Here is a 25,878-nt window from a genome sequence, read left to right as displayed (position 1 = left end):
CGTCGTGTTGCAGATGACCGACACCGACTGCGGCGCCGCCTGCCTCGCGATGGTCCTGCGCCACGCGGGCGTACGCGCCTCGCTCGCCGGGTGCCGCGAACGCCTAGGGGTGGGCCGCGACGGGGTCAGCGCGCTGGCCCTGCTGGACGCGGCGAGGGAGCTGGGGCTGCGCGCCAGCGCCTACCGGGCGACCCCGGAGGACCTCGCGTCGCTGCCGATGCCGCTGATCGCGCACTGGGAGGGCTCGCACTTCGTCGTGGTGGAGCGCCGCACCCGGCACGGGTTCTCGATGGTGGACCCCGCCCTCGGGCGCAGGACGGTCCCGTTCGCCGAGGCCGCCGAGTTCCTCACCGGCACCGTGCTGGTCTTCACCGGCCGCGCGACGGCGCCCGGCCCGACCGGACGCGCCGGGGCAGCCCGTACGCCGTGGCTGCGCCGGGGTTACCGGCTCGCGCGGGGGTTCCTGCCCGCGCTGGGGACCGTGCTGTCGGTCTCCGTCGCCCTGCAACTGCTCGGCCTCGCCCTGCCGCTGGCCATGTCGACGGCCCTCGACGCGATCCTGCCGGCGCGGGAGACCGGGCTGCTGCCCTACCTCGGCCTGGCGGTGCTGGCCCTGGCCCTGACCCAGTTCGGGCTGGCGCACCTGCGCTCGATGCTGCTGGTGAACCTCCAGTCGCGGGTGGACCGGGAGCTGATGACCCGGCTGTTCGCCCACCTGATGAGCCTGCCGTTCCGCTTCTTCCAGCAGCGCTCCAGCGGCGACCTGATGCAGCGGCTGGCGAGCAGCGTGCTGCTGCGCGAGATCGTGACGACCCAGGTGCTGACCGCCGCCATCGACGGCGCGCTGGTGCTCGGCTACCTCGCGGTGCTCTTCGCCGCCGACACCGGGTTCGCCGTGGTGGCGCTGGGGATCGGCCTGATCCAGGTCTGCGCGGTCGCGGCCGTCAACCGCCGCCTGCTGCGGCTGAACCACCGCCAGCTCACCGTGCAGGCGGAGGCCGAGAGCGTGCTCATCGAGGCGCTGTCGGGCATCGCCACCATCAAGTCGATGGGCGCCGAGAAGCAGGTGTACGACCACTGGCTGGGCCGCTACTCGGCGGCGCTCGCGGTGGACCGCGCGCGCAGCCGGCTGTCGTCGACCGTCGACAACGTGGCGGCGACCGTACGGCTCGTGGGACCGCTGGCCCTGCTCTGGCTGGGCATGTACCGCATCTTCGCCGACGGCATGAGCCTGGGCGACGCGATGGGCCTGCAGATGCTGGCCCTGGCCGTGATCGCCCCGCTGGGCTCGCTGGTCGCCAGCGCGCAGGTGCTCCAGTCGGTCGCCTCGACCGTGCAGCGGCTGCGCGACGTGTTCTCCGCCCGGCCCGAGATCGAGGACCCGTCGCGGCTGCTGTCGCCGACGCTGCGCGGCAAGGTCGAGGTGCGCGGGCTCAGCTTCCGCTACGACGGCACGGGCCCGTACGTGCTGCGGGACGTCTCGTTCACCGTGCAGCCGGGCCGGACGGTGGCGGTCGTCGGCGCCTCCGGCAGCGGCAAGAGCACCCTGGCGATGCTGCTGACCGGGCTCTACCGGCCCAGCGGCGGCCAGATCCTCCTCGACGGGGTGCCGCTGGAGCGGATCGCCCCGGACGCGCTGCGCCGCCAGTTCGGCGTGGTGTTCCAGGAGAGCTACCTGTTCCGCGACTCGATCCGGCGCAACATCGCCCTCGCCCGGCCGGACCTGCCGATGGCGGACGTGCGGCGGGTCGCCCGGCTGGCCGCCATCGACGCCGACGTCGAGGCCATGCCGCTGCGCTACGACACCCGGGTGGCCGAGCGGGGCCAGGCGCTCTCCGGCGGGCAGCGGCAACGCCTCTCCATCGCGCGGGCGCTCGCCGGGGAGCCGGTGGTCCTGCTGCTCGACGAGGCCACCAGCCACCTGGACGTGGCCACCGAACGCCGGGTGAGCCAGGCCGTGGCGGCCCTGCGCTGCACCCAGATCGTCATCGCGCACCGGCTGAGCACGGTGCGCCACGCCGACGAGATCCTCGTGCTCGACGGCGGCACGGTCGCCGAGCGCGGCAGTCACGACGAGCTGCTGGCGCTCGGCGGCAGGTACGCGGCGCTGGTCCGCGCGCAGCTCGACGGCCAGGCCGCCGACGACGCCGCCGCCACCGAGGTCGTACGCGACAGCACCGGAGCACCCGTGGAACACGAGCCGGTCGTCACCGGAGGGAGTCACCGATGAGCGTCACGTTGCCGTTCGAGCGGGTCCTCGTCGCCGTCTGCGGATCCAGCGGCGCCATGTCGCTGCCGCAGTCGTTGCTGGCGATGAGGCACGCGCTCCACCTCGAGGTGCGGGTGGTGATGACCGGGGCCGCCGCGACGTTCGTGACCCCGACGGCGCTCGCGGCGATCACCGGCCACCCGGTGACCGTCGAGGAGGCCCAGGGGCAGCCGGGGGTCCCCCACCTGGACCTGACCGAATGGGCGCAGCTGGTGCTCGTACTGCCCGCCACGGCCAACACCCTGGCCAAGGCGGCGGCGGGCATGGCCGACAACCTGGTCACCGCGTGCGTGCTGGCCTCCGCCGCGCCCGTGGTGTTCGTCCCCGCGATGAACGTACGGATGTGGGAGAAGCCCGCCGTCCAGCGCAACGTGGCGCAGCTACGCGCGGACGGGCACGGCGTCGTACCGCCCTCGCGGGTCCTCGCGCTCAGCTCCGGCACGGCCACGGGCATCGGGGTACCCGGCATCGAGACCGTGCTGGAGTGGACGGTGGCCCACCTGGCCTCGGCGGCCTCCGATGCCTGACGCGATCGACCGGGAGGCGCGGGCGACGCGGTGGGTGGCGGGGCTGATGGCGCTGCTGGGCGTCGGCCTGGCCGGCTGGGTGGCGGCGCCGATCGCGCGGCAGCGGCTGGCTCCGCCCCCGCCGATCGCGTCGTTCGGGGTGCCCGAGGCGGCGGCCGGCTGCGATCCGGAGCTGACGGACCCGGTGTCGGGCAAGGGCGTCCACGTCGGGCGGGGCGCCCGCGTCGCCTACCTGACCGTGCCGCCGTCGTCGGGGCCGCACTACGAACTGCCCGCGCCGCTGCGCCGGTTCTACCTGACCGGCGACCGGCCCCCGGTGGAGGTGCTGGTGCACAACCTGGAGCACGGCTACACGGTGGTGTGGTACTCGGCCGACCTGCCGGCGTCCCAGGTGGAGGCCCTGCGCGGCCTGGCTGCCCGGCTCGGGGCCGACGAGCGGACCGCGAAGTTCGTCGCCGCGCCGTGGGACGCCTCCTACGGCCGGTTCCCGCCGGGGCGTCGCGTCGGCATCAGCCGCTGGGGCGCCACCGCCGGCTACCGCCTGTTGTGCGGGTCGGTCAGCGGCGCCGTCATCGAGCGCTTCCTCGCCGCCCACCCGGCGACCGACTCGCCCGAACCGGAGGGGGCGTGACGGCGGCCGGCGCCGCGGCCGGTCAGCCCACCTTGGGCACCGCGCGGGAGATGATCGCGGCGAGGTCGACGCCACGGGGCAGCGTGCCGTACGCCTGGCCGTGGTCGCCGTCGAGCCGCGAGGCGCAGAAGGCGTCGGCGACGGCGGGGTGGCCGTGGCGCACCAGCAGCGCGCCCTGCAGGACCAGGGCGAGGCGCTCGACGACGCGGCGGGCCCGCAGCTCGACGTCGTCGGGGTCGGCCAGTTCGGCCCGCACCCGGCGTACGGCGGCGTCGAGCCGGGCGTCGGCGCCGGCCGCGGCGGTGACCTCGGCCTGGAACGCCGCCATGACCTCGGGTTCCCTGGCGAGGGCGCGCAGCACGTCCAGCGCGGCGACGTTGCCGGAGCCCTCCCAGATCGAGTTCAGCGGGGACTCGCGGAACAGCCGGGGCATGCCCGACTCCTCGACGTAGCCGTTGCCGCCCAGGCATTCGAGGGCCTCGGCGGCGTGCGCCGGCCAGCGCTTGCAGACCCAGTACTTGCCGACGGCGAGGGCGAGGCGCTTGAACGCGGTCTCGGCGGCGTCGCCGCGCGCGGACCGGTCGGTGGCCCCGGCGAGCCGCATCATCAGGACGGTGGCGGCCTCGCTCTCGACCGCGAGGTCGGCGAGCACGTTGCGCATCAGGGGCGCCTCGACGAGGTACCGGCCGAAGGCCTGCCGGTGGGCGGCGTGGTGGGCGGCGGTGATCACGCCCTGGCGCATCCCGGCCGCCGCGCCGATGACGCAGTCCAGCCGGGTGAGGTTGACCATGTCGATGATGGTGCGTACGCCACGGCCCTCGTCGCCGACCCGCCAGGCGACCGCGTGCTCGTACTCGACCTCGGCGGAGGCGTTGGAACGGTTGCCGAGCTTGTCCTTGAGGCGCATCAGCCGCATGGGGTTGCGCGTGCCGTCGGGCAGGACGCGCGGCACGAGGAAGCAGGTGAGCCCGCCCGGCGCCTGGGCGAGGGTGAGGAAGACGTCGCACATCGGCGCGGACGTGAACCACTTGTGCCCGAGCAGGCGGTAGGTGCCGTCCGGCTCGGGGCGGGCGGTGGTGGTGTTGGCGCGTACGTCCGAGCCGCCCTGCTTCTCGGTCATCGACATGCCGGCCAGCAGTCCCCGCTTGGCCAGCGGCGCACGCAGCCCGAAGTCGTACGACGTGGCGGTGAGCAGCGGCTCGTAGCGCGCGGCCAGTTCCGGGGCATGCCGCAGCGCCGGCACGGCCGCGTAGGTCATCGAGATCGGGCAGCCGTGCCCGGCGTCGGGACGCCAGGTGTAGAACTTGGCCGCCCGCGCCACGTGCGCGCCGGGCCGCTCGTCCGCCCACGGTGCGGCGTGCAGGCCGTGCGTGACCGCCGTGCGCATCAGCTCGTGCCAGGCGGGGTGGAACTCCACCTCGTCGACGCGGTTGCCGTGCCGGTCGTGGGTACGCAGCACCGGCGGGTGCTCGTTGGCCAGCCGCCCCTGCTCGATGGCCTGCTCGCCGCCGCCGAGGCGGCCCAGCTCGTGCAGCTCGGCGGCGGCCCAGCCGGCACCCTCGCGGTCGAGCGCGTCGAGCAGGGCCGGGTCGTCGGCCGCGTCGTGACCGACCAGCGGCGGAACCTGGTTGAAGACCTCGTGCGTCGTCACGGCGACACTCCCAGCGCGCGGTGGAGGAACGTGATCAGGTGTGCGATGGTGCGCGGCCCGGCGACCCCGGCGGCCAGGGGGCCGACCATGGCCTCGGCCAGGGCGCCGACGAGCGCGGTGGCCGTCAGCTCGGGATCCTGCGGGGGAAGCTCGCCGTTCGCCACCCCCTGCGCGACGTGGCCGGCGATCAGCTCGGCGTACGCGCGGCGGAAGACGAGCCGCTCGGCGTCGACCGCCGGGTCGGCCGGCTCGGCGAGCAGGGCGTACGCCAACCGGGGGGACCGCAGCGCCCGGCCGGAGAACGTCTCGATGACGGCGGTGACCCGCTCGGCGACGGTGTCCTCCCGCGCCGCCGCACGCGCCACCGCGTCGACCTCGCGCTGCGAGGCCGTGCGGAACACCTCGGCTACCAGGTCGGCCTTGGTGGGGAAGTGCCGGTAGACGCTGCCGGTCGCCATCCCCGCCCGCTCGGCGACGGCAGCGACGGAGCAGCCGGCGTACCCGTGCTCGGCCATGATCTCCAGCGCGGCGGCGATGATCCGCTGCCGGGACGCGCTCAGCCGAGCCTGCACGCGCTCGGTGCTCCGGTAGACCACGCCAAGGATTGAACCATCGTTCACTCCTTGGCGGCAAGGTGCCCCTGGCCGGCGCAGGACCGCCCGCGACGCGGTCTAGGATCACTCTCTTCGGCAGGCGTACGCCCCGGAGTCCTCGAAGGCGGTCCCGCCGTGACCCCTGATCCGATCGACGTGAACCGCCGCCTGGACGCGGCGCTGGCGGGCGTGGCCGCCGCCTTCCGGGGCATGACCGCCCACCGGCGGGAGTCCAACTGCGAGTGCCACTGGGGCAGCGCCGAGGAACTGGCACTGCTCAAGACCCCCGACGCGCCGCTCGACGAGGATCTGCTGCGCCGCACGTACTGGACCACGGACTGGCGCTACCCGGGGCCGCTGCTGCGCCGCATCCTGCCCCCGGTGACCCGGCGCCTCGCGGCGGGTGAGGTGGAGCCGCACTCCGGGATGGACCCCCTGTCCCGCCTGTTCGTGATGGGTCGCTGGCTGGACTGGCCCGCCGCGCAACGCGACGCGGTAAAGGAGTTCCTGGACGCCTGGTGGCAGCACACCCTGGTGGACCCCGGGGCGAAGGTGCCCGCCCACGAGGCCCTGGCCTTCGTCGTGGAGGTGACCGGGCAACTCGCCCCGTGGCTGAACACCTGGTCGCAACTGCTGGCCGACCCGACGGCGCGGCGGCGGCTGGTCGCGGCGGTCGACGAGTGGATGTTCGACCTGCTTGGCGACCGCCTGCCCTGGTCGAGCTGGCGCGACGAGGAGGACACGCCGTGCCTCGCGCTGTCGATGTGGGTGCTACGGCACGCGCCGCCCGTGCTACGGGACCGCGACGCGTCCGGCGAGCTGTGCCACCTCGTACGGCTGCTCGCCCTCCCCCACGCCGACCGGTGGGGCGAGCGCGACTAGGGCACGGCCGCCACGCGGAACTGTCACGAACGGCGACAGGGGCACCCCCGTCTCCGGGAGGTGCCCCTGTCGGTGGCGGCCGGTACGCGGCCCGATGAGCTGCGGTCAGCAGCCCTGCCGTCGGCTGTAGATCTGGTGGCGCTCGCCCGCCCACCCGATGTAGCCGACCGCCTCGACGCAGTAGGACGCCACGCCGGTGACGCCGACCGGGCCGGCGTGGTAGCTGAAGTCACCCGAGTCGGTGTCCGCGCTGCCCGAGCGGGTGCAGTGCGCGCCCTCGCCCGACCGCTCGGCGCAGCGGTAGATCTGCACGAAGGTGGGCGCCGACCTCCCGTAGGCCGCGCCACGGTGGTAGAAGCACGCGCTGTTGGTGCCCCCGTTGCTGCTGTTGTAGTAGATCACCAGCTCGCCGAGGCCCGAGGACTGCAGCTGGCTGTAGATGATCGTGCCCGAGCAGGAGCCGGCGGCCTGAGCGGCGGGCGCGCCGATCACCATGACCGACGCGACGGTCACCAGCGCCATCACGGTCGAGAACAGTCTCTTCATGATCACCAAGCCCATCCACAGTCGACTGTCGTCTGTTGTGGATCATGATCGCACGACACGGCCTCCGGCGGTGCCCCTGCCCGTGCCACGGCCGGCGGACGTCACCGCCCGCCGAGGCCGAAGCCACCCGTCCGACGACCGTCCTGTCGTACGCGGCAAGCGTCAACCGGCGTCGCGCCACCAGGGGCGGTCGACGACGAGTTCCTCGAGGTCACGGACGTTCTCGGCGACCATCCGCGCGGAGGTGTCCGGGCGTTGCAGCGCGACCCGGAGGTCCGAGGCGAGATAGCTCGCCTCACGCACCGCGCACTCCTGGCGCAGGGTCGTCGGGGGCGTCTCCGTCGCGCCGGCGACGACGTCGAGGACGGCCTCCCGGTGCGGGCCGCTGAACCGGATCAGGAAGAACCAGTCGTCCATCGGCTCACCGAGACGCGCCCACTCGAAGTCCAGCAGCGCCGTGACGCGCCGGTCGCGGGCCAGCCAGTTACCCCAGTGGCAGTCCGCGTGCACCGGCACGTCCGCGCGCGCCCGCGACGGCGCGTCCTGCGCCATCGCCGTCACACCGTCGAGCACCCGGCGGGCGACGATGCCGTCCCGGTCCAGGGCGGCGAGCTTCTCCACCTCGGCGAGAAGGGCGTCGCGGCTGACGAACCCGCCATGGTCCAGCGTCTCCCCCAGCGTCCGCCGGGCGTCGGCCCCGGGCGTCCAGCCGTGCAACCGGTGCAGCCGCTGGACGGCGTCCTCCGCCAACCGGCGCGCGGTCGCCTCGTCCACACCGGGCAGGCCCATGCCCGGGGTCACCCCCGGCACGCGGGTGTAGCAGGCGTAGCGGACCTCGCCGGTCGCCAGCTCGTGCAGCCCGCTGTCGAGCAGCGGCGCGGTGATGCCGGCGGGCAGGTGGGGCGCGAGGGCGATCTCCCGCTTCAGTCGCGAGTGGCCCGCGGCGCCGATGATCTTCACGACGACGTCGGCGCCGAGGTAGACGTGGTGCGAGAGGCTGTCGGCCGTGGTCATCGGGCCGGGGTCGCGACCCAGGGCCGCGGCGGCGATCGCGTGGGCGACGTCGTGGGCCTGCCTCAGGTCGGTCGCCGGCGGTGGCGGGGTCGTGTCGCCCACGTCCTGGCGGGAGTCGTCCCAGTCGAGTCGGTAGCGCTGTTCGAGGCGACCGCTGCGCGGGTGCGGGACGGCCTCGCCGTGGGGCAGCCAGCCGGCGGCCTCGTACAGGCTCACCGCCCGCGGGTTGTCGACGTAGACGCCCAGCTCGGCACGGGCGAAACCCGCCGCCGCGAGGTGGGCGGGGGTGGCCCGCAGCAGCTGCCGGCCGACGCCCCGACCCCAGGCGGCGGGGTCCACGCCGAGGTACCGGATCTCGGCGGTCGAGCCGTCCGCCGGCACGGGCTCGACCGCCGCGAAACCGACGACCCGACCGGCGTCGAGGGCCACCAGCAGGAGCGAGCGGGGTGTGCCGTCGAGCACCGCCTGGATCAGGGGGCGGGCGAGGCGGAGCGGCGCGACCTCGGTGTCGCCGTCGCGGGCCGCGGTCGCCTCCGCCCAGATCCGGGCGGCCTCGTCGATGTGCCGTTCATGGGAGGTCGGCCGTACCCGCACGTCGCGCATCGACACAGTCTGTCGATGCGGCGTCCCGGTGGCGACCCGGTTTGTCGCGCCGCTCCGCGCGACGCCGGCCCCACGCGGCGCGCTACGGCCGGCGGGGCGACGGCACGAGCTTCCAGGCGATCACGCCGGCCGCGACCAGCAGGACGGCGGCGATGAGGGAGGTCGTCTGCATGGCGTGGACGAAGGCTCCCCGGGCGGCGGCCAGGATCGGGGCGCCCTGCTGCCCGTCGCCGGCCAGGGCCCGGCCCGCGGTGGCCAGCGACTCGTGCACCGCGTCGCGGCTCGGCCCGGACAGCGTCGACAGGTCGGGCAGGGCCGAGCGGTAGAGGACGGTGTGCAGGGTGCCGAGCAGCGCGATGCCCAGGGCGACGCCCAGTTCGTACGCCATCTCGGAGATGGCCGAGGCGGAGCCCGCCCGGTCCTTCGGCACCGCGCCGAGCACGGCGTCGGTGGCGGCGGTGAAGGCGAGGCCGACGCCCAGGCCGATGACGACCAGGCCCAGCGCCAGCGGCGCGTAGCTGGCGTAGCCCTCGCCGACCGTCAGCACGGCCATGCCGGCGCCCGCCGTCAGCAGCGCGACGGCGAGGGCGCGTCCCACGCCCAGGCGGGCGAGGACGGCGGCGGCGATGGCCACGACCGCGATGGACGCCAGCGTCAGCGGCAGCTCGCGCAGGCCCGCCTCCAGCGGCGAGTAGCCGCGGACGAGTTGCAGGTACTGGGAGAAGAAGAAGAGCAGGCCGCTGAAGGCGAAGATGGCGATCAGGCTGGCGACGACCGTACCGGTGAAGACCGGGCGGGCGAAGAGCGAGACGTCCACGAGCGGCGCCGACAGGCGGCGCTGGCGGCGCACGAACAGCACCCCGCCGACGAGGCCGGCCACGGCCGCGCCGACACCGACCGGGTCGACGCCGGCCTTGGCGGTGTGCTTGACGGCCCAGACCAGCGCGACGATCGCCGCCACGGACAGCAGGGCGCTGACCAGGTCGAAGCGCCCGGGGCGCGGATCGCGCGACTCGGGCACCAGTGCGGCGACGCCGATCAGCACCAGCAGCATGATCGGGACGTTGATCACGAAGACGGAGCCCCACCAGTAGTGCTCCAGCAGCGCTCCGCCGACCAGGGGGCCGAGTGCCGCGCCGCCGGAGGCCCCGGCCGACCAGACGGCGATGGCGCGGGTGCGCTGACGCGCGTCCGTGAAGATGTTGCGGACGATCGACAGCGTCGAGGGCATGAGCGTCGCGCCGGCCACGCCGAGCAGGACCCGGGCGGCGATCAGCCAGCCGGCGCTGGGGGCGAAGGCCGCCAGCAGCGACGCGGCGCCGAAGCCGGCGACGCCGATCAGCAACAGCCGCCTGCGTCCGATGCGATCGGCCAGGGTGCCCATGCTGATCAGCAGGCCGGCCAGCGCGAAGGAGTAGGCGTCGCCGATCCAGAGCAGCTGGGTGGCGGTGGGCTGCAACTCCGCGACCAGCGCGGGCACGGCCAGCGCCAGCACGGTGCCGTCGACGGCCAGCAGCGTGACGGCCAGGGTCAACGCGGCCAGGGCTGCCCACTGCCGTACTCCGGCGCGTCCGCCGGCGGTCGCGCCGGTGGGCTCGGAGGCCAGGTCCGCGTTGCTCATGCCGCCACGCTACGGACCAAATGGTCGGCTGTGCAAGCCGATTGGTCGGCTAGGGTGGTGATGCGCCCGACACCTCCACGGCGCTTCGGAAGGCGCCAGAGCGAAAGGACACGGCATGCCGGCTCGCGAGCGCGACACCGCCAGGACCCGCCGGGTGGTGCTGGACGCCGCCGCCCGCGCCGTCGTCGTACACGGCGCCGGCGTCAGCCTGGATCTCATCGCCCGCACGGCCGGGGTCTCCAAGGGCGGCTTGCTGCACCACTTCCGCAGCCGCGAACAGCTCCTGTTGGAGCTGGCCCGCGACCTGGCGGAGCAGTTCACCGCCGCCGTGCACGCCGCCGTCGACCCCCGCGACCATGCCCGGGGCCGGCTGGTGCGCGGCTACGTCCGAGCGACCCTCGACGGGCTGGGCGACGGGTCGACCGTGCCGGAGCACGTCATCCTGGCCGCCTCGCTGGCCGGCGTACCGGGCGTGGCCGAACTCCTCCAGGAGGACAACCGGCGCTGGAACGAGGCCCTGGAGGCCGACGGCCTCGACCCGGACCGCGCGCGGCTGATCACCCTGGCCGCGGACGGCGCCGCCGTCGCCGGCCTCTACGGCGGCGGTACGGACCCGGACGAGGCGAGGCGCCTGCGGGAACTGCTCATCCGGCTGTCGACCGACGAGGGCCCCCTCGTCGGCCCGGCCTGAGCGGACGCCGAAGCCGCCTTCGGCCGCCCGACGCGTCAGGGCCGGGATCTCCCGGCCGCCCGGCGGCGAGTGGCCGGGCGGCCCTCAGCCCGGCCCTGCCGGGCGTGACCCGCCCCGACAGGAGTAGCCGGTGCGGGAACGGGCAGACGGGGGCGGTGAGCCAGCGTCGCGACGTTCCCGACGGCCGGGCCGGTGCCGCGCGCGCCGACCCCGAGCCCGAGGTGGCGCAGGCGTTCGACCGGCTGGTCGAGGAGGGCGACGTCCGGCTCGCCCGGCCCTGGCCGGCGCTGATCGTCACCGGCCTGCTCGGCGGGATCGACGTGGGCACCGGGGTGCTGGCGTACCTGCTGGTCCTGGACGCCACCGGGCAGAAGCTGCTCGCGGGGCTCGCGTTCGGCATCGGGTTCGTGGCCCTGCTGCTGGCCCGCAGCGAGCTGTTCACCGAGAACTTCCTGGTGCCGGTGACGGCCGTGGCCGCCCGCCGGAACTCACTCGCCGCCCTGGGCCGACTCTGGGCCGTCACGCTGGCCGGCAACCTGCTGGGCGGCTGGCTGGTGGCGTGGTTGATCACCCGCGCGTTGCCCGGGCTGCGGGAGACCGCCACCTCGTCCGGCACCCACTTCGCCGCGCTGGGCGTGAACCTGCACTCGTTCACCCTGGCGGTGCTCGCCGGTCTGGTGATCACCCTGATGACCCGGATGCAGCACTCCACCGAGAGCCTCGGCGTACGGCTGGTGCCGGCGCTGCTCTTCGGCGCGCTGCTCGCCGGCGGGGAACTCTTCCACAGCGTGCTCGACTCGATCCTGATGTTCGCCGCGCTCACCGCCGGCCGGGCACCGTTCGGCTACCTGGACTGGCTCGGCGCCCTCGGCTGGTCGGTGCTGGGCAACATCGTCGGCGGGGTGGGTCTGGTGGCCTTCCTCCGCATGGCCCGGGTGCCGCAAGAACTCGCCCGGGAACGCGCCCGCAACCGCTGACCGTAGGCACCGCATGCCGGCGGGACGCGGGGAGAACGTGCGGAACCGCCCGGAACGCGGGCGAGCCCCGGTCGAGTGTGCGATCGACCGGGGCTCGTCACGTGGCACGGGTCAGGCGAGGTCGAACCGGTCGAGTTCCATGACCTTCGTCCAGGCCGCCACGAAGTCGGCGACGAACTTCTCGCGCGCGTCCTGGCTGGCGTAGACCTCCGCGAGGGCCCGCAGCTGGGAGTTGGAGCCGAAGACGAGGTCGACCGCGGTGGCGGTCCACTTCACCTCGTCGGTGGCCAGGTCCCGGATCTCGTAGACGTGCTCGTCGGACTGCGACGCCTTCCACCGCGTGCCCGGGGAGAGCAGGTTGGCGAAGAAGTCGTTGGTGAGCACGCCGGGCTTGTCGGTGAGGACGCCGTGGCGGCTGCCGCCGACGTTGGCCCCGAGCGAGCGCAGGCCGCCGACGAGGACGGTCATCTCCGGCGCGGTCAGGTTGAGCATGTACGCCCGGTCGAGCAGCAGCACCTCCGGCTGGGTCTTCTCGCCCGCCCGCAGGTAGTTGCGGAACCCGTCGGCGCGCGGTTCGAGGACCCGGAAGGACTCGACGTCGGTCTGCTCAAGGCTGGCGTCGGTGCGGCCCGGGTGGAACGGCACGGTGACGTCGACGCCGGCGTCGCGCGCCGCCTTCTCGACGGCCGCGGAGCCGGCCAGCACGATCAGGTCCGCGAGCGAGATCTTCGCCCCGCCACTGGCGTTGAACTCCCGCCGGATGCCCTCCAGGGCCTCCAGGACCGTCGCGAGCTGCTCGGGCTGGTTGACCTCCCAGCTGCGCTGCGGCTCCAGGCGGATCCGCGCGCCGTTGGCGCCACCGCGCTTGTCCGTGGAGCGGAAGCTGGCGGCCGAGGCCCAGGCGGTGGAGACGAGCTGGGCGGTCGTCAGGCCGGACTCCAGGACCTTCGCCTTGAGGGCGGCGACGTCGGCGTCACCGACCAGCTCGTGGTCGACGGCCGGCACCGGGTCCTGCCACAGCTGGGGCTCCGGCACCCACGGCCCGAGGAAGCGGCTGACCGGACCCATGTCGCGGTGCAGCAGCTTGTACCAGGCCTTGGCGAACGCCAGCGCGAACTCGTCGGGGTGCTCCAGGAAACGGCGCGAGATCTTCTCGTACGCCGGGTCGACGCGCAGCGACAGGTCGGTCGTGAGCATCGTCGGCTTGTGCTTCTTCGACGGGTCGTGGGCGTCCGGGATGATCGCCTCGGCGTCCTTGGCGACCCACTGCTTCGCGCCGCCGGGGCTCGTGGTCAGCTCCCACTCGTAGCCGAAGAGGATCTCGAAGAACCGGTTGCTCCACTGCGTCGGCACGTCGGTCCACGTCACCTCGAGACCGCTGGTGATCGTGTCCGCGCCCTTGCCGCTGCCGTAGGTGCTCAGCCAGCCCAGGCCCTGCGCCTCCAGCGGGGCACCCTCGGGTTCGGGGCCCACGTGGTCGTCGGCGACGCCGGCGCCGTGGGTCTTGCCGAAGGTGTGGCCACCGGCGATGAGGGCGACGGTCTCCTCGTCGTTCATGGCCATCCGGGCGAAGGTCTCGCGGATGAAGTGGGCCGCCGCGAGCGGGTCGGCGTTGCCGTTCGGGCCCTCCGGGTTGACGTAGATCAGACCCATCTCGGTCGCCCCGACCTCCGGCGCCATCTCCTTCTCGGAGACGTAGCGCTCGTCGCCGAGCCAGGTGTCCTCCGGGCCCCAGAAGATCTCCTCGGGCTCCCAGACATCCTCCCGGCCGAAGGCGAAGCCGAAGGTCTTGAAGCCCATCGACTCCAGGGCGACGTTGCCGGCGAGCACGAGCAGGTCGGCCCACGAGATCTTCTGGCCGTACTTCTGCTTCACCGGCCACAGCAGTCGGCGGGCCTTGTCGAGGTTGGCGTTGTCCGGCCAGCTGTTGAGCGGGGCGAACCGCTGCCCGCCGTCGCCGGCGCCGCCGCGGCCGTCGTGGATGCGGTAGGTGCCCGCCGCGTGCCAGCTCATCCGGATCATCAGGCCGCCGTAGTGGCCGAAGTCGGCCGGCCACCAGTCCTGCGAGGTGGTGAGGACCTCGACGATGTCCCGCTTGAGCGCCTCGACGTCGAGCTTGGCGAACTCCTTGGCGTAGCTGAAGTCCTCCCCCAGCGGGCTGGCCTTGGACGAGTGGGCGTGCAGCACCGACAGGTCGATCTGGTTGGGCCACCAGTCCCGGTTGGTACGCGGACGACCGCCGGTCTTCGGCGTCGGCGAGTCGATCGCCGGGTTCTCGCTCTCGCTGCCGTGCGCGGTCACGGAGTCGTGCGCGACCGGGCAGCCGGCCGCCTCCTTCTTGTCCACGCCCTGTGCGCTGGAGGGAGCGTTGTCCTGCATGTCGCTCATCTACTTCCTTCCGAACTGGCGGACCACTGGGAGGTGCGTTCGGCCGCACACCCGGGGCAGGTGCCCCAGAAGACGACCTCCGCCTCGTCGACCGTGAAGCCGTGGTCGTCGGAGGCGGTGAGACAGGGGGTACGGCCGACAGCGCAGTCGACGTCGGCGATCGCGCCGCAGGAACGGCACACGACATGGTGGTGGTTGTCGCCCACCCGGCACTCGTAGCGGGCGGTCGCCCCGGCGGGCTGGATGCGCCGCACGAGGCCGGCGTCGGTGAGCGCGCGCAACACGTCGTAGATCGCCTGGTGGGACACCGTGGGCTGGGTCACCCGTACCAGCGCGATCACCGTGTCGGTGTCGACGTGCGGATGGTCGCGCAGCGCTGCGAGCACCGCCAGTCGAGGCCGGGTCACGCGCAGCGAGACCGCCCGCAGCCGAGCCTCGAAGTCGGACGCCACGCGATGAATATAGTCGACTCTTCTGGAATGAATCAGGTTTTGCTTCGGCCGAATCCGCACGGTAACCGAGCGGTTCCGGGTGGTCGCCGAGCCGGGTGGTCGCCGAGGACGCGGCCCGGCGGACGTGTCAGCGGGCCGGCGCCCGTACGCCGGTGAGGTGTTTGGTGATGCGCAGCAGCACCCGGTCCGGTGGCCCGGGAACGAAGTCCGCCCCGTCGGCGAGTGCGGCGATCAGGGGCAGTCCACGGCCACCGACGGTCAGCGGGGCGGGGAGTTCGGCACCGAGTCCGACGCCGTCGGGGGTGCTGCCGCGGTTGCCGACCTCGAGCCGGCAGACATCGTCGTCGATCGTGATGGTGACGTCGACGGCGCTGTCCGATTCGGCGTGCAGCACCGCGTTGGCGCAGGCCTCGGTGATCAGCACGGCGAGGTAGCCACGGACCTCCTCGTCGGCGTCGGTGAGGCTCAGCAGGGTGGTGAGCACGTGCCGGGCGCGGGTCACCGAGGATGGTTGACGCGGCAGTGACAGCGTCATGGCAATGCGCATCGCGCAGTTCCTCCTCGGCCCGTGGGTGACCGCGCCGGATTACTGTGCCACACGCTGAGGCGGGACGCTCCGGTTGTGATCACCCCTACCCTGCGCTACCGGGGGGAAACCGCCGGGACCACGCGCTCGGCGGGCGGGGCACCGTGCCGGGGCGTAGCCGGCCCTCGGCGGTTCGTCCGTCGGCGGAATATGGTGAGCGGAGATCATTCGGCGTGGGAGGTCGTTGTGGGTGTGCAGTTGACGGTCCGGCCGGGGCGGGGTTGCACCGTGCTCGAGGTGCGCGGCGAGCTGGACATGGCGACGTCCCCGCAGCTGCGCGAGGGCCTGCGACGGCTGGTCGACGGCGGCGACCGCCAGGTGGTGGTGGATCTGGCCGAGGTCGGGTTCATGGACTCCAGCGCGCTCGGCGCACTCGTGGTGAACTTCAAGGCCCTGCGGGAGGTCGGCGGCCGGTTGTGCCTCGCTGCGGTGCAGCCAGCCGTGCGCAGCGTCCTGACGGTCACGTCCGTGGATCGCGCCATCCAGGTCTACGACACGGTGCAGGCCGCCGAGGCCGCCGTGCCGCCCACGGACGACACGGCGGCCCGGTAGTCAGTCCGGCAGCGCGGCGCTGGCGCGCGCCTGGTCGGCGCCGGCGCGGGTGTTCCGCTCCTCGCCGTGCCCGTCGTGCCAGTCGAGGACGAACAGGGTGGCGTCATCGGCCAGCGTCGGTCCGCTGACTTCGAGCACGGCATCGGCCAGCGCCCGGGCGGCCTCGCGCGGGTGCAGGTCGGTGATCGACCGCAACATGGCCGCCAGGTCCAGGTCGGCCGCGTTGCGCTCCCGCATGCCGTCGGTTATGACGACCAGGCGGTCGCCCGCCCGCAGCGTGACCTCGCCGGCCTGGTATTCGACGCCCTCGAACATGCCCAGCGGGAAGTTGGCCGGCAGCGACAGCGGGCGAGCGTCTCCGGCGCGTACCAGCAGCGGCGGCACGTGCCCGGCGTTGAGCAGCGCGCACACCCCGGTACGCAGGTCGAGGCGGCCGAGGACCGCGGTGACAAAACTGCCGGGCACGGCGGCGTGCCCCGCCACGTCGGCGTTGGCGGCGTCGGCCTGCTCCACCAGGCCGACCCCCCGGCGACGGCTGTTGCGCAGGCTGCCCACCCCCAGGGTCGCCGTCAGCGCGCTCGCCACCCCGTGGCCCATCGCGTCGGTGACGCTGAAGTGCAGCACGTCCCGGGCGAGGCTGTAGTCGAAGGTGTCCCCGCCGATGCTGGCGGCGGGTTCGAGCCAGCCGGACAGGGTGAACGCGCTGCCCTCGCACGTGAACGACCCGGGCAGCAGACGACGCTGGATCTCCCCGGACAGGGTGAACGGGGTCGTGCGCTGCCCCCACTCGAAGAGATCGGTGTGCCGCCGGTTGGCGATCACCACGAACGCCAACACGTGCGCCGCGCGGGCGATCTCCGCCAACCCCCGCGGCCCGGGCTCGTCCGGCAGGACCATCTCGAGCAGGCCGATCGCCTCACCACGGTCGGTCACCGGCGCCAGCACCGTCCACCCGTCCGGCTGCGCGACGACCCGCACCTCCTGGGTGCGGAGCGCCTGCTCGACGGGGCCACCGTCGAAGGGCAGCACCGTGGCGACCTCGGCGTCGTGCCGGCGTCCCGCACCGGCGTCGTCGAATGGCATGTGGGCCAACCGGACCAGCGCGCGGCCGCTGAGGTCCGCGATCAGGAACGCGACGGTACGGGCCCCCAGCGCCGCGCCGAGTTCCCGGGTGACCGCCCCGACCGCGTCGACCGGCGAGGCGTTCTCCGCCGCTTCCAGCATGTTGATCACGTAGTGCCCCCGGTCGCTTCCCACTGCCCGAGCCTACGAGACCGATCGGCCGACGCCGAGCACGAGGATCGTCACAGCGGGCATCGCCAGCCCGGACCGGGTCCCGATCCCGTGCCCGCGGAGGGGCCTGGACCCACGGGTCCGCCCCTCGACTGGAGATCCGTCCCGCGCCGGTGGCGGCACGGCCGCCCGGCTCAGTCGGCCGCCTCGACGTACGCCGCCAGGTTGGCCAGCGAGGAGGCGATCCCGGTTTCGTGGTCCGCCTGGTCGATGCCGGGCGGCACGTCCGTGGCGGTGACGGTCACCCCCGTCCCCGCACCGGCGGCGGCGAGATGCCACGTCATCGTCATGGTGCCGGCGTACGAGGGGTCGTCTGCCTCGAAGACGGCCCGCTGCACCACGCGCTCCGGCGGCACCAGGGCGGCGAACCCGACCTCGACGACATCCGTTCCGGCTGACGTCTTGCCGGGACTGTCGGCGGCGTCGAGGTAGGTGAGGACCATCCGGAAGCCGCCGCCTGGCCGGGGGTCCCACCGCTCGATGCGCCCGCGCATGCCGGCCGGGGGCAGCCACGCCTCCAGCGCCTCCCGGTCGAGCAGGGCGCCGTAGACGGTCACCGGTGGCGCCGCGATCAGCCGGCTGGCGCGGTCGGTCCTTCCCATGACCCGATCCTAGGACCGCACACCGACATCCCGTTCGTCTCCGTGGAGCGGCCCCGTCACCCGCCAGGACGGAGTCGTGGGCCCGTTCCCGACACGGGCGGCGCCCGGGACCCACCTGCCCCGCAGAAGGCGTGCATGGCCGGGCCGCCGAGGGGCAGTAGGTGGCGATGGATGAACAGGTGATGGTGTTCGCGCCCGCGCCGCTCTTGACCGTGACCATCGAGCAGCAGGCCGACGCCGTCGAGCTGCACCTGCACCCCGGCGGGCAGGGGGTGTGGCAGACCCGCATGATCGCGGCCCTCGGCACGCCGGTCACGCTGTGCGTGGCCGTCGGCGGCGAGGTCGGCGACGCGCTGCGCAAGCTGCTCGTCGACGAGGACGTGACGGTACGCGTGGTGAACCGGCAGTCGGGGACGGGCTGGTACGTGCACGACCGGCGCGACGGCTCGCGGGCGGAGATCGCCGAGGACCCGGGTGCGCCGATGGTCCGCCACGACATCGACGAGCTGTACACGGTGACGCTGACCGAGGGACTGCGCGCGCCGGTGAGCGTCCTCAGCGGCCCGGCCGACCCGGACGTGGTCGACCCGGACATCTACCGGCGCCTGGCCGCCGACCTGAGCGCCAACGGCGGCACCGTCGTGGCGGACCTCTCCGGCCCTCACCTGGCTGCGGTGCTGGAGGGCGGGGTCGCCGTGCTCAAGGTCAGCCACGAGGAGCTGATGGACGACGGCTACGCGGACGACGACAGCGTCGAGTCCCTGCGCGACGCCGGCCGGCGCCTGCAACAGCGGGGCGCGAAATCGGTGCTGATCAGCCGGGCCGGGGAGCCGGCTCTGGCCCTGCTCGACGACGGTACGGCGCTACAGGTGCACGCCCCGCCGTTGGAGCTGGCCGACCACCGGGGCGCCGGTGACTCGATGACCGCCGGCGTCGCCGCGGTGCTCGCCCGTGGCGGCGACCTGCGGGAGGCCATCCGCATCGGCGCCGCGGCCGGGGCGCTCAACGTCACCCGGCACGGACTGGGCACCGGCCGGGCGGAGGCCGTACGGGAACTCGCCGGGCGGGTGCGGCTGACGTCGCTGGAGGACGCGTCGGGGGGCTCCGATGACGGGTGACCGGCCGGCGCGTGTCCTGGTGACCAACGACGACGGCGTGCTCGCCCCCGGCATCCGCTGGCTCGCCCGCGCCGCGTACGAACGCGGCCTCGACGTGGTGGTCGCCGCGCCGCAGTCCGAGGCGAGCGGGATGAGCGCGGCCCTGTCCGCGGTCACCGACGACGGGCGGGTGATGTTCACGCGCACGGAGCTGACCGGGCTGCCCGAGGTGCCGGCGTACGGCGTGGCGGCCTCGCCCGGCTACATCGCCATCCTGGCCGGGCTCGGTGTGTTCGGGCCGCCTCCACAGCTGGTGCTCTCGGGCATCAACCGGGGCGCGAACGCGGGACACGCGATCCTGCACTCGGGCACCGTGGGCGCGGCGTTGACCGCCGGCAACGGCGGCGCCCGGGCGTTGGCCGTGTCGCTGGACGTGCTGTCGCCGGCGACGGCGAGCGCGGGCAGCGCGGGCGCGGCGATCGACGTGCTGGACACCGTCGACGACGAGGCCCGCCACTGGTCCACCGCCGCCGGGCTGGCCGGGGACCTGCTGCCCTGGCTGATCGACGCGGACCCCGGCACGGTGCTGAACCTCAACGTGCCCGACCTGCCGGCCGGGCAGGTCGCTGGGCTGCGCCAGGCCACCCTCGCCCCGTTCGGGCAGGTGCAGGTCGCCATCGTCGAGAGCGGCCACGACTACGTCCGTACGGTCATCGAGGGGAACGGCGCCCGCCACGTCCCCGGCACCGACCTGGCCTGGCTGGCCGACGGCTACGCCGCCGTCACCGCCGTGCGGGCCCTGGGCGACCTGCCCGACGTGCGGATACCGACGGCGCAGGCCGGCGGCCCGGTCGTCGGCTGATCCGTCCCGGCAGCGCCCCGCCCCGCCGGTGGCCGGCGGGGCGGGGCCATGTCTCGTCGGGTCAGACTCCGCCGGTGGCGCGGTCGCGGTCGGCCTCGGCGTCGGCCGCGCCGGTCGGGACGCCGTCGCTGTCGCGGCTGGCCCCGGACAGGTCCACGTCGGCCCCGGCGCGGGCGGCGTCGGCGGCCACGTCGTCCGCGCCGACGATCTCTCCGCCGGAGGTGGCGCCGTCGCTGTCGTCCTCGGTCAACCTGCCGGCGGCCGCCAACCCGACCGGTACGTACCTGGGATCGGTCATCTCGTCCTCCTCGGGATCCGGCTTCCTTCCTCATCGCTACCCCGAGGCGTGGCCGACACACCGCCGCCCGGCCATCAGGTCGGCTGCGCGGTCACCGGCTCGCGTTCCCCGGCCGGTGACCGCGTGGCGCGCGATCATGTGCCCCGACCGAGCCTGCCCCTGCGTCGTCCCGAGTCGGCGCCCGCGCACGTTGTCGCTACCCGAGTTCCTGCCGCGCGGCCTCGCCCATGGGGTCGTCGCGGGTGGGCAACTGCTGGATCATCGGCAGCACCTGATCCTGGAAGAGGCAGTGCAGCCGCCGCAGTTCCCGCGCCGGATGGTCGGCGTCGTCGACCCGCACGTCCCACAGTGGGTACGGCTGGTCGCTGATCACCGTCACGGTCGCGGATCGTGCGCCGTGCCGGTCGCCGCCGGCCTCCTCGCCCGCCTCGATGGCCAGCACGAGCCGCTCCGCCAGGTCCAGTTCCCGGCTGTCCTCGAACACCCGGACGATCTCCGCAAGGGTCGCCGGGCCCACCAGGCGGTTGCCCTGCGCCGCGTAACCCGGCCCGGTGTGGTGCCCCGCCCACTCCCGCGCACGGGAGCCGGTGAAGGCGTACGAGCGCCCCTGACGGTCGACCATGCCGACCTGCCGCACCTCCCGACCCGGGTCGCGGGCCAGCAGTTCGGTCAGGACGTCCTGCGGCGAGCGGCCCTCGGCGAGCAGCGGCAGGCCGTCGTACGCCAGGAAGGGGTTGTGGGTGGCCTGGGTCGCCACCGCGCCACCGGAGCAGTTGACGTGTGCGACGAGCTTGCCGACCGCGGGGCCGGCGGTCAGGGCGCCCACCCCGAGCTGGCCGGTACGCGGACACCGCGCCGCGATCGAAAAGGTCATGATCGGCAGTTACCCGGCCGGACGCCCGCCATGCGGGAGCGTCGTCAGCGGACGTCGGCGCGCTACTCGTTGCTGAGCTGCTCGCGAAGGATGTCGGCGTGCCCGCAGTGCTGGGCGAGCTCGCGCAGCACGTGGAGATACACCCAGCGCAGCGGAAGCGGGCCCCGCCGGTGCCCGTGGAGGATGTCGTCCAGGCCCAGGGACGACGTCGCACGGCGTGATGCCGCGCAGGCTTCGCGGTGCGCGTGCCGGACGCTGGCGATCGTGTCGTCGTCATCGAGGATGAACGAATCCTCCGACCTCGCCGGGATACCGATCTCCGCGCGCGAGCGGCCCGTGACGGCTTCGTCGAACCAGACCTTCTCCACGAAGGTCGCGTGCTTCACGAGACCGAGCAGTGTGGTCCGGGAGGCCACCAACGAGCGACGCGCCTGTTCCTCGGTCAGCCCGTCCAGGCAGCCGTTGAGCGCGCCACGGTGCTCGTCGAGGAACGCCTCGAACTGGGCGCGGGCCGGTTGCGCGACGACCCGGTCGTCGAAGGTGGGCGGGTAGGAAGGCATGGGCAGAGCATCCCAGACCGTGACCCGGTCTCCGCCCCTGCGGTCAGTCGTCGATCGCCTGGTAGACGGCGGTCCAGAGGTCGAGCCACATCGGCAACCGCTGGTCGCCGGCGTGCGCCCGCTGCATCATGAAGATCGCCGACAGATCCTCGGCGGGATCGTTGTACCAGGCGGTGCCGTAGAAGCCGGGCCACCCGTAGGCGCCGACCGATGGGCCGAGGTGCGTGCGGCGGGTGCGCACCGACATCCCGAGACCCCAGCCGATGCTGTCGAAGTATCCGGGCCAGAAACCGGAGACCGCCTTCTGCGCCGGCGTCAGGTGGTCGGTGGTCATCAGGGTCACCGACGGCCGCGAGAGCACCCGTTCGCCGCGACGGGTGCCGCCCGCGAGCAGGGCCGAGGCGAACGCGAGAAAGTCGTCTGCGGTCGAGACGAGCCCGCCGCCGCCCGACTCGAACGCCGGCGGCCGACTCCACCGCCCGTCGGGGGTGTCTTCGACGACCGGCTCGCCCGTGTCGGCGTTGTCGCGTTCGTACGCCGTCGCCAGCCGGCCGATGTCCTCGGCGCGCACGCTGAAGGCGGTGTCCTTCATTCCGAGCGGACCGCAGATCCGCTCGCGCAGGGCGTCCCCGAAGGACATGCCGGTGGCCCGGGCGATGAGCACGCCCGTCACCTTGGCGGCGGTGTCGTACATCCAGCGCTCACCCGGCTGGTGGATGAGTGGAAGCGCGCCGAGCCGGCGGATCCACTCGTCCGGCGGCGGCTCGCCGAGGGTGTCCAGTGCGTCGGCGATCGGAACCGTTCCCGGCTCGGCAGGGACCATGCCGGTGCCGAGGGTGCCGGCCAGCAGGTCCCGCAGCGTCATCGCGCGCTTCGCCGCGACGGTGTCCTCCAGCGGCCCGTGCGGGTCGGTGAGCACGGTCATGTCCGCCAGTTCCGGGAGGAGGTCGTCGACCGGGTCGTCGAGGCGGAGGGTGCAGTCCTCGACGAGCGTCATCGCACACGCGGCGACGATCGGCTTCGTCATCGAGCCCAGGCGACAGATCGTGTCGCCCGCCATCGGCGTTGTCGACCCCGCGCCCTCGAACGCGAGATCGCCCGTCGTCTCGATGTGCACCTCGCCGTGGCGGGCGAGGACAGCCACCACACCCGGGACGAAGCCGGAGGCGACGAGACGCTCGATCAACTCTCGGACCCGAACCAGCCGTTTCGGCGAGAAACCACCAGTCGTCACCTGTTGCCCCCTCACCCCGGCGATCCGCACGTTACCTGCTGCGCGGCGACCGCACGGCCCCTGACACCGTCCGGCAGATCCGGACAGGAATGTCGAGGTCACCGGACGACGTCGCTCCGGCTCCGGCACGATGGGCTGGTGACAGCGGTACGCGCCGGGCGGCCCGCGTACGTCTGATCCTCACCGTCGTCGGATCGCGGCGGTGACCACCGGCACCGCCCACCGATCCCGCCGCCGGTACCGACGGCCGACCTCGCCAGGCAGGCCAGGAGGAGGACGCGATGCAGGCCATCCGGAAGGTCCGCCATCGACGGGCCGACGTCGACAGGCTGGAGGTGTTCTTCCGCGAGGCCGGGCGCCCCGACCAGCCGGCGGTACTGCTGCTGCACGGCTTCCCCAGCTCGTCGCACACGTTCCGCGAGGTCATGCCCACACTCGCCGACGTCGCGCACGTTATCGCGCCGGACCTGCCCGGCTTCGGGATGTCCTCGTCGCCGACCGTCGACACCTACGACTACACGTTCGAGAACCTCTCCCGGACGATCGGGAACCTTCTCGACCAGCTCGGGATCGAGCGGTTCTTCGTCTACCTGCACGACTTCGGCGCGCCGGTGGGATACCACCTGGCCACCCGCGCCCCGACCCGCATCCGCGGCCTCATCGTCCAGAGTGGCAACGCGCACGACGACGGCCTCGGCGGGCAGTGGGACAGCGCCAGGGCCTACTGGGCCGACCCGACCGACGCCACGCGCGCCGAGCTGCCGGACTGGTTGACCTTCGAAGGCACCCGCGAGCAGTACCTGGCCGGGCTGCCCGAGCGCCTGCGCACCCTGCACGCTCCCGAGTCGTGGCACCTCGACTGGGAGCGCATGAGCCGACCCGGCAACGTCGACGCGCAGTTCGCGCTGTTCACCGACTACGCCAACCACGTCGCCCGCTTCGACGAACTCGCCGCATACCACCGCGCCCACCAGCCGCCAGCGCTCGTGCTCTGGGGACGACACGACGCCTACTTCGACGTCGACGAGGTCCTCGCCTACCACCGCGTCCTCGAACGCATGGACGCGCACATCTACGACGGCGGCCACCTGCTGTTGGAGACGCACGCGGCGGAGTGCGCGCAGCTCATGAGAGCGTTCGTGCTCGACAACACGTGAGCCGTTGGCGCACCGGTTCACGGGCTGCCGTCGGGAGCTGGGGCCAGGCCGGCGGATCAGCGTTGCGGAACGTGTAACAACCTGGTTACCCTTCCGGCGTGGACGAGGTGGCGGCCGCGATCGCCGATCCGGTGCGGCGGGAGATCCTGCTGATGCTGCGCGACGGGCCGCTCTCGGCCGGCCAGATCGCCGACCGGTTCGTGATCAGCCGGCCGGCCGTCAGCCGTCACCTGCGCGTGTTACGCGAGGCCGGCCTGGTCCGCGACACGGCCGACGGACGCAGGCGGGTCTACACACTGGTCACCGCGCCGCTCGACGAGCTGGCCGGGTGGCTGGGACGGCTGATGCGCCCGTCCGGCTGGCAGCACCGCCTCGACGCGCTGGAGACCGAGGTCTACCGCACCCGCCGCGAGCGGCAGACGGCCGCCGGGCGGCACCCATCCCAGAAGGAGACCGCATGAGCCCGACACCCACCGGCCGACTGATCGGCGACGACCTCGTGCTGACCCGCACGTTCCGCGCTCCCGTGGCTGACGTCTGGGCCAGCCTCACCGATCCGGCACGCACGGCACGCTGGTTCGGCCCGTGGCAGGGCGACGCCGCGCCGGGACGCACGATCAAGGTCCAGATGGCGTACGAGGAGGGCACGCCCTGGATGGACATGACCATCGACGCGTGCGAACCGCCGCGCCGGCTGGCGGTCTCCGCAGTGGACGAGCACGGCAGCTGGCACCTGGACATGACGCTGGTCGAGAGCGCGGGCGTGACCGAGCTTCGGTTCACACAGCACCTGACCGGCACGGAGGGCGTCGGCGAGGTCGGACCGGGCTGGGAGTACTACCTGGACGCCTTGGCAGCCTCGCGCGACGGCCAGCCGGCACCGGACTTCGACGACTACTACCCCGCCATGAAGGAGCACTTCGAAGCGCAGCGGTAGCGGGATCAAGCGGTGTGACCAGGACGTCGGTGTGAAGGGAGCACGGTGGGGCGCAGAGCGATCATCTTCCACGGGACCGGCGGCAACCCGGACATGTGCTGGTATCCCTGGCTGGCAGGGCGGCTCGCGGCCCGGGGGTACGCCGTCGAGGTGCCGCACCACCCGGGCATCAACGTCGAGCCGATAGCCACGTTCCTGCCGAAGGTGCTGGACGCGCACCGCTTCACCGAGGACACGGTCCTCGTGGGCCATTCCGGCGGCGCGGCCCTCCTGCTCGCGCTCCTGGAACACCTGGACGTGACCGTCGCCCAGGCGATCCTGGTCGCCGGCTACTGCACCCCGCCCAACACCGAGAAGGAGCCGGTCCTCCAGCAGGGCTACGACTGGGCCGCGATCCGGTCGCACGTGCGGGACATCTACTTCATCAACTCCCGCGAGGATCCGTACGGCTGCGACGACCGACAGGGGCGAGCCATGTTCGAGCGGCTCGGCGGCACCCAGATCGTGCGCGACGACGGGCACTTCGGCGACTACAACCAGCCGTACGAACGGTTCGATCTGCTCGACCGGCTCATCCACTGACGCGCCGCACTGTTCATCCCGGTTCTGCTGGCACGGTTGCCCTGCTTCGATGTGCTCGCCGACCGTGCCACAGCCGGACGGGATCCGAACGTGCTGCTACACCGCCAAGCCTGTTTCCTTGCCGGCATGGACCCCACCAGGGCAGCGGCAGGATGGCTCACCCGGACCACCGCCCGAGCCCGCCGAACCACCTTTCCCTCCTGGCCACCGCTGTGGCCCGACGCCCGCTCGACCGTCGCGTCCCTCACCAACCAGGGCGACCCGGAACCGTTGCGGGACTTCATCGCTCGCGCACACCCCGACGACGCCTGCGATCGAGCAGCCCTAGGGCCTGTGTCGAAGTCGGCGGTGGTGCCTGAGCTGGCGTGACCGCTCGGCGTGTCGAAGATCGAAAATGGG

Annotated in this window: 27 protein-coding genes and 1 pseudogene; 14 read left to right on the top strand and 14 right to left on the bottom strand. The window is 73.3% G+C overall.

Annotated elements, in window-relative coordinates; translation table 11 throughout:
- Positions 1-4 precede the first annotated feature (4 nt).
- The 3 genes from ACTMS2_RS17345 to ACTMS2_RS17335 are packed head-to-tail and all read left to right on the top strand — an operon-like array spanning position 5 to position 3,427.
- Complete coding sequence (locus ACTMS2_RS17345) at positions 5-2,230, top strand: peptidase domain-containing ABC transporter (RefSeq protein WP_441176296.1); 2,226 nt, start codon at positions 5-7, stop codon at positions 2,228-2,230.
- A complete protein-coding gene (locus ACTMS2_RS17340) occupies positions 2,227-2,796 on the top strand; it encodes a flavoprotein (protein WP_441176295.1) in 570 nt (189 codons plus the stop codon). The genes ACTMS2_RS17345 and ACTMS2_RS17340 overlap by 4 nt, the downstream gene beginning before the upstream one ends.
- Positions 2,789-3,427, top strand: a complete 639-nt coding sequence (locus tag ACTMS2_RS17335; RefSeq protein WP_441176294.1) for a DUF3105 domain-containing protein — start codon at positions 2,789-2,791, stop codon at positions 3,425-3,427. Before ACTMS2_RS17340 ends, ACTMS2_RS17335 begins: the two co-directional genes overlap by 8 nt.
- Positions 3,428-3,449: 22 nt before the next feature.
- Here ACTMS2_RS17335 and ACTMS2_RS17330 read toward each other — a convergent pair whose 3' ends face one another.
- Positions 3,450-5,078 carry an isovaleryl-CoA dehydrogenase gene (locus ACTMS2_RS17330; RefSeq protein WP_441176293.1) on the bottom strand — a complete coding sequence of 543 codons (1,629 nt, stop codon included), beginning with the start codon at positions 5,076-5,078 and terminating at the stop codon, positions 3,450-3,452.
- Positions 5,075-5,674, bottom strand: coding sequence for a TetR family transcriptional regulator (locus ACTMS2_RS17325; protein ID WP_441176292.1), 600 nt, complete (start codon positions 5,672-5,674; stop codon positions 5,075-5,077). Before ACTMS2_RS17325 ends, ACTMS2_RS17330 begins: the two co-directional genes overlap by 4 nt.
- Positions 5,675-5,806: 132 nt before the next feature.
- Here ACTMS2_RS17325 and ACTMS2_RS17320 point away from each other — a divergent pair, with 132 nt between their 5' ends.
- Positions 5,807-6,553, top strand: coding sequence for a hypothetical protein (locus ACTMS2_RS17320; RefSeq protein ID WP_441176291.1), 747 nt, complete (start codon positions 5,807-5,809; stop codon positions 6,551-6,553).
- 105 nt (positions 6,554-6,658) lie between these two features.
- Here the strand turns inward: ACTMS2_RS17320 and ACTMS2_RS17315 are convergent, their stop codons facing one another.
- The 3 genes from ACTMS2_RS17315 to ACTMS2_RS17305 form a co-directional block, all read right to left on the bottom strand.
- Positions 6,659-7,099 (bottom strand): hypothetical protein, encoded by a 441-nt coding sequence (locus ACTMS2_RS17315; protein ID WP_441176290.1) that lies wholly within the window; start codon positions 7,097-7,099, stop codon positions 6,659-6,661.
- A gap of 162 nt (positions 7,100-7,261) precedes the next feature.
- A complete protein-coding gene (locus tag ACTMS2_RS17310; RefSeq protein WP_441176289.1) occupies positions 7,262-8,716 on the bottom strand; it encodes a GNAT family N-acetyltransferase in 1,455 nt (484 codons plus the stop codon).
- A gap of 82 nt (positions 8,717-8,798) precedes the next feature.
- Positions 8,799-10,337 carry an MFS transporter gene (locus ACTMS2_RS17305; RefSeq protein ID WP_441176288.1) on the bottom strand — a complete coding sequence of 513 codons (1,539 nt, stop codon included), beginning with the start codon at positions 10,335-10,337 and terminating at the stop codon, positions 8,799-8,801.
- A gap of 115 nt (positions 10,338-10,452) precedes the next feature.
- Between ACTMS2_RS17305 and ACTMS2_RS17300 the strand changes: the two genes are divergently transcribed.
- Together ACTMS2_RS17300 and ACTMS2_RS17295 are read left to right on the top strand one after the other, a co-directional pair.
- Positions 10,453-11,028: a TetR/AcrR family transcriptional regulator gene (locus tag ACTMS2_RS17300; RefSeq protein ID WP_441176287.1), complete on the top strand. Its 576-nt coding sequence runs from the start codon at positions 10,453-10,455 to the stop codon at positions 11,026-11,028.
- Between the two features lie 155 nt (positions 11,029-11,183).
- Entirely contained in the window at positions 11,184-12,005 is an 822-nt protein-coding gene (locus tag ACTMS2_RS17295; RefSeq protein ID WP_441176286.1) for a formate/nitrite transporter family protein, read from the top strand.
- Positions 12,006-12,116: 111 nt separating this feature from the next.
- Here the strand turns inward: ACTMS2_RS17295 and katG are convergent, their stop codons facing one another.
- The 3 genes from katG to ACTMS2_RS17280 form a co-directional block, all read right to left on the bottom strand.
- Positions 12,117-14,393, bottom strand: a complete 2,277-nt coding sequence (gene katG / locus ACTMS2_RS17290) for a catalase/peroxidase HPI (protein WP_441176285.1) — start codon at positions 14,391-14,393, stop codon at positions 12,117-12,119.
- Positions 14,390-14,845, bottom strand: a complete 456-nt coding sequence (locus ACTMS2_RS17285) for a Fur family transcriptional regulator (protein WP_441176284.1) — start codon at positions 14,843-14,845, stop codon at positions 14,390-14,392. Before ACTMS2_RS17285 ends, katG begins: the two co-directional genes overlap by 4 nt.
- 127 nt (positions 14,846-14,972) lie before the next feature.
- A complete protein-coding gene (locus ACTMS2_RS17280) occupies positions 14,973-15,392 on the bottom strand; it encodes an ATP-binding protein (protein ID WP_441176282.1) in 420 nt (139 codons plus the stop codon).
- A gap of 225 nt (positions 15,393-15,617) precedes the next feature.
- Here ACTMS2_RS17280 and ACTMS2_RS17275 point away from each other — a divergent pair, with 225 nt between their 5' ends.
- Positions 15,618-15,983 (top strand): STAS domain-containing protein, encoded by a 366-nt coding sequence (locus ACTMS2_RS17275; RefSeq protein WP_441176281.1) that lies wholly within the window; start codon positions 15,618-15,620, stop codon positions 15,981-15,983.
- On the opposite strand, the gene ACTMS2_RS17270 is transcribed toward ACTMS2_RS17275, so the two are convergent.
- Together ACTMS2_RS17270 and ACTMS2_RS17265 are read right to left on the bottom strand one after the other, a co-directional pair.
- A complete protein-coding gene (locus ACTMS2_RS17270) occupies positions 15,984-17,240 on the bottom strand; it encodes a PP2C family protein-serine/threonine phosphatase (RefSeq protein ID WP_441176280.1) in 1,257 nt (418 codons plus the stop codon). It abuts the gene before it with no gap.
- 170 nt (positions 17,241-17,410) lie between these two features.
- The gene (locus tag ACTMS2_RS17265; RefSeq protein WP_441176279.1) at positions 17,411-17,878 is read right to left on the bottom strand and encodes an SRPBCC family protein; all 468 of its coding nucleotides are present in this window, start codon (positions 17,876-17,878) and stop codon (positions 17,411-17,413) included.
- 167 nt (positions 17,879-18,045) lie between these two features.
- On the opposite strand from ACTMS2_RS17265, the gene ACTMS2_RS17260 reads away from it, so the two are divergent.
- Both ACTMS2_RS17260 and surE read left to right on the top strand, forming a co-directional pair.
- On the top strand, positions 18,046-18,996 hold the full coding sequence (locus ACTMS2_RS17260; protein ID WP_441176278.1) for a PfkB family carbohydrate kinase: 951 nt from the start codon (positions 18,046-18,048) through the stop codon (positions 18,994-18,996).
- On the top strand, positions 18,986-19,837 hold the full coding sequence (gene surE, locus ACTMS2_RS17255; protein ID WP_441176277.1) for a 5'/3'-nucleotidase SurE: 852 nt from the start codon (positions 18,986-18,988) through the stop codon (positions 19,835-19,837). The genes ACTMS2_RS17260 and surE overlap by 11 nt, the downstream gene beginning before the upstream one ends.
- Positions 19,838-19,898: 61 nt before the next feature.
- Here surE and ACTMS2_RS17250 read toward each other — a convergent pair whose 3' ends face one another.
- The 4 genes from ACTMS2_RS17250 to ACTMS2_RS17235 all read right to left on the bottom strand — a co-directional run bounded on the left by ACTMS2_RS17250 (position 19,899) and on the right by ACTMS2_RS17235 (position 22,755).
- Positions 19,899-20,135, bottom strand: coding sequence for a hypothetical protein (locus ACTMS2_RS17250; RefSeq protein WP_441176276.1), 237 nt, complete (start codon positions 20,133-20,135; stop codon positions 19,899-19,901).
- 196 nt (positions 20,136-20,331) lie between these two features.
- Positions 20,332-21,009: a DUF1028 domain-containing protein gene (locus ACTMS2_RS17245; RefSeq protein ID WP_441176275.1), complete on the bottom strand. Its 678-nt coding sequence runs from the start codon at positions 21,007-21,009 to the stop codon at positions 20,332-20,334.
- A gap of 62 nt (positions 21,010-21,071) precedes the next feature.
- Positions 21,072-21,569 carry a DinB family protein gene (locus tag ACTMS2_RS17240; RefSeq protein WP_441176274.1) on the bottom strand — a complete coding sequence of 166 codons (498 nt, stop codon included), beginning with the start codon at positions 21,567-21,569 and terminating at the stop codon, positions 21,072-21,074.
- 43 nt (positions 21,570-21,612) lie between these two features.
- Positions 21,613-22,755 carry a serine hydrolase domain-containing protein gene (locus tag ACTMS2_RS17235; protein ID WP_441176273.1) on the bottom strand — a complete coding sequence of 381 codons (1,143 nt, stop codon included), beginning with the start codon at positions 22,753-22,755 and terminating at the stop codon, positions 21,613-21,615.
- 329 nt (positions 22,756-23,084) lie between these two features.
- On the opposite strand from ACTMS2_RS17235, the gene ACTMS2_RS17230 reads away from it, so the two are divergent.
- The 5 genes and pseudogenes from ACTMS2_RS17230 to ACTMS2_RS17210 all read left to right on the top strand — a co-directional run.
- Positions 23,085-23,960: an alpha/beta fold hydrolase gene (locus ACTMS2_RS17230; RefSeq protein ID WP_441176272.1), complete on the top strand. Its 876-nt coding sequence runs from the start codon at positions 23,085-23,087 to the stop codon at positions 23,958-23,960.
- Positions 23,961-24,058: 98 nt separating this feature from the next.
- The gene (locus ACTMS2_RS17225) at positions 24,059-24,421 is read left to right on the top strand and encodes a metalloregulator ArsR/SmtB family transcription factor (RefSeq protein ID WP_441176271.1); all 363 of its coding nucleotides are present in this window, start codon (positions 24,059-24,061) and stop codon (positions 24,419-24,421) included.
- The gene (locus tag ACTMS2_RS17220) at positions 24,418-24,897 is read left to right on the top strand and encodes an SRPBCC family protein (RefSeq protein WP_441176270.1); all 480 of its coding nucleotides are present in this window, start codon (positions 24,418-24,420) and stop codon (positions 24,895-24,897) included. The genes ACTMS2_RS17225 and ACTMS2_RS17220 overlap by 4 nt, the downstream gene beginning before the upstream one ends.
- A gap of 45 nt (positions 24,898-24,942) precedes the next feature.
- Positions 24,943-25,479 carry an RBBP9/YdeN family alpha/beta hydrolase gene (locus tag ACTMS2_RS17215; protein ID WP_441176269.1) on the top strand — a complete coding sequence of 179 codons (537 nt, stop codon included), beginning with the start codon at positions 24,943-24,945 and terminating at the stop codon, positions 25,477-25,479.
- 51 nt (positions 25,480-25,530) lie between these two features.
- Positions 25,531-25,806, top strand: a pseudogene (locus ACTMS2_RS17210) (transcriptional regulator); the annotation flags it as partial.
- Positions 25,807-25,878: the final 72 nt, after the last annotated feature.

This window comes from Micromonospora sp. SD12 (assembly GCF_052068495.1).
GTDB classification, from domain to species: domain Bacteria; phylum Actinomycetota; class Actinomycetes; order Mycobacteriales; family Micromonosporaceae; genus Micromonospora; species Micromonospora echinofusca.
The sequence above is the reverse complement of the archived record's forward strand: the minus strand, read 5'-3'. Positions and strand labels throughout refer to the sequence as shown.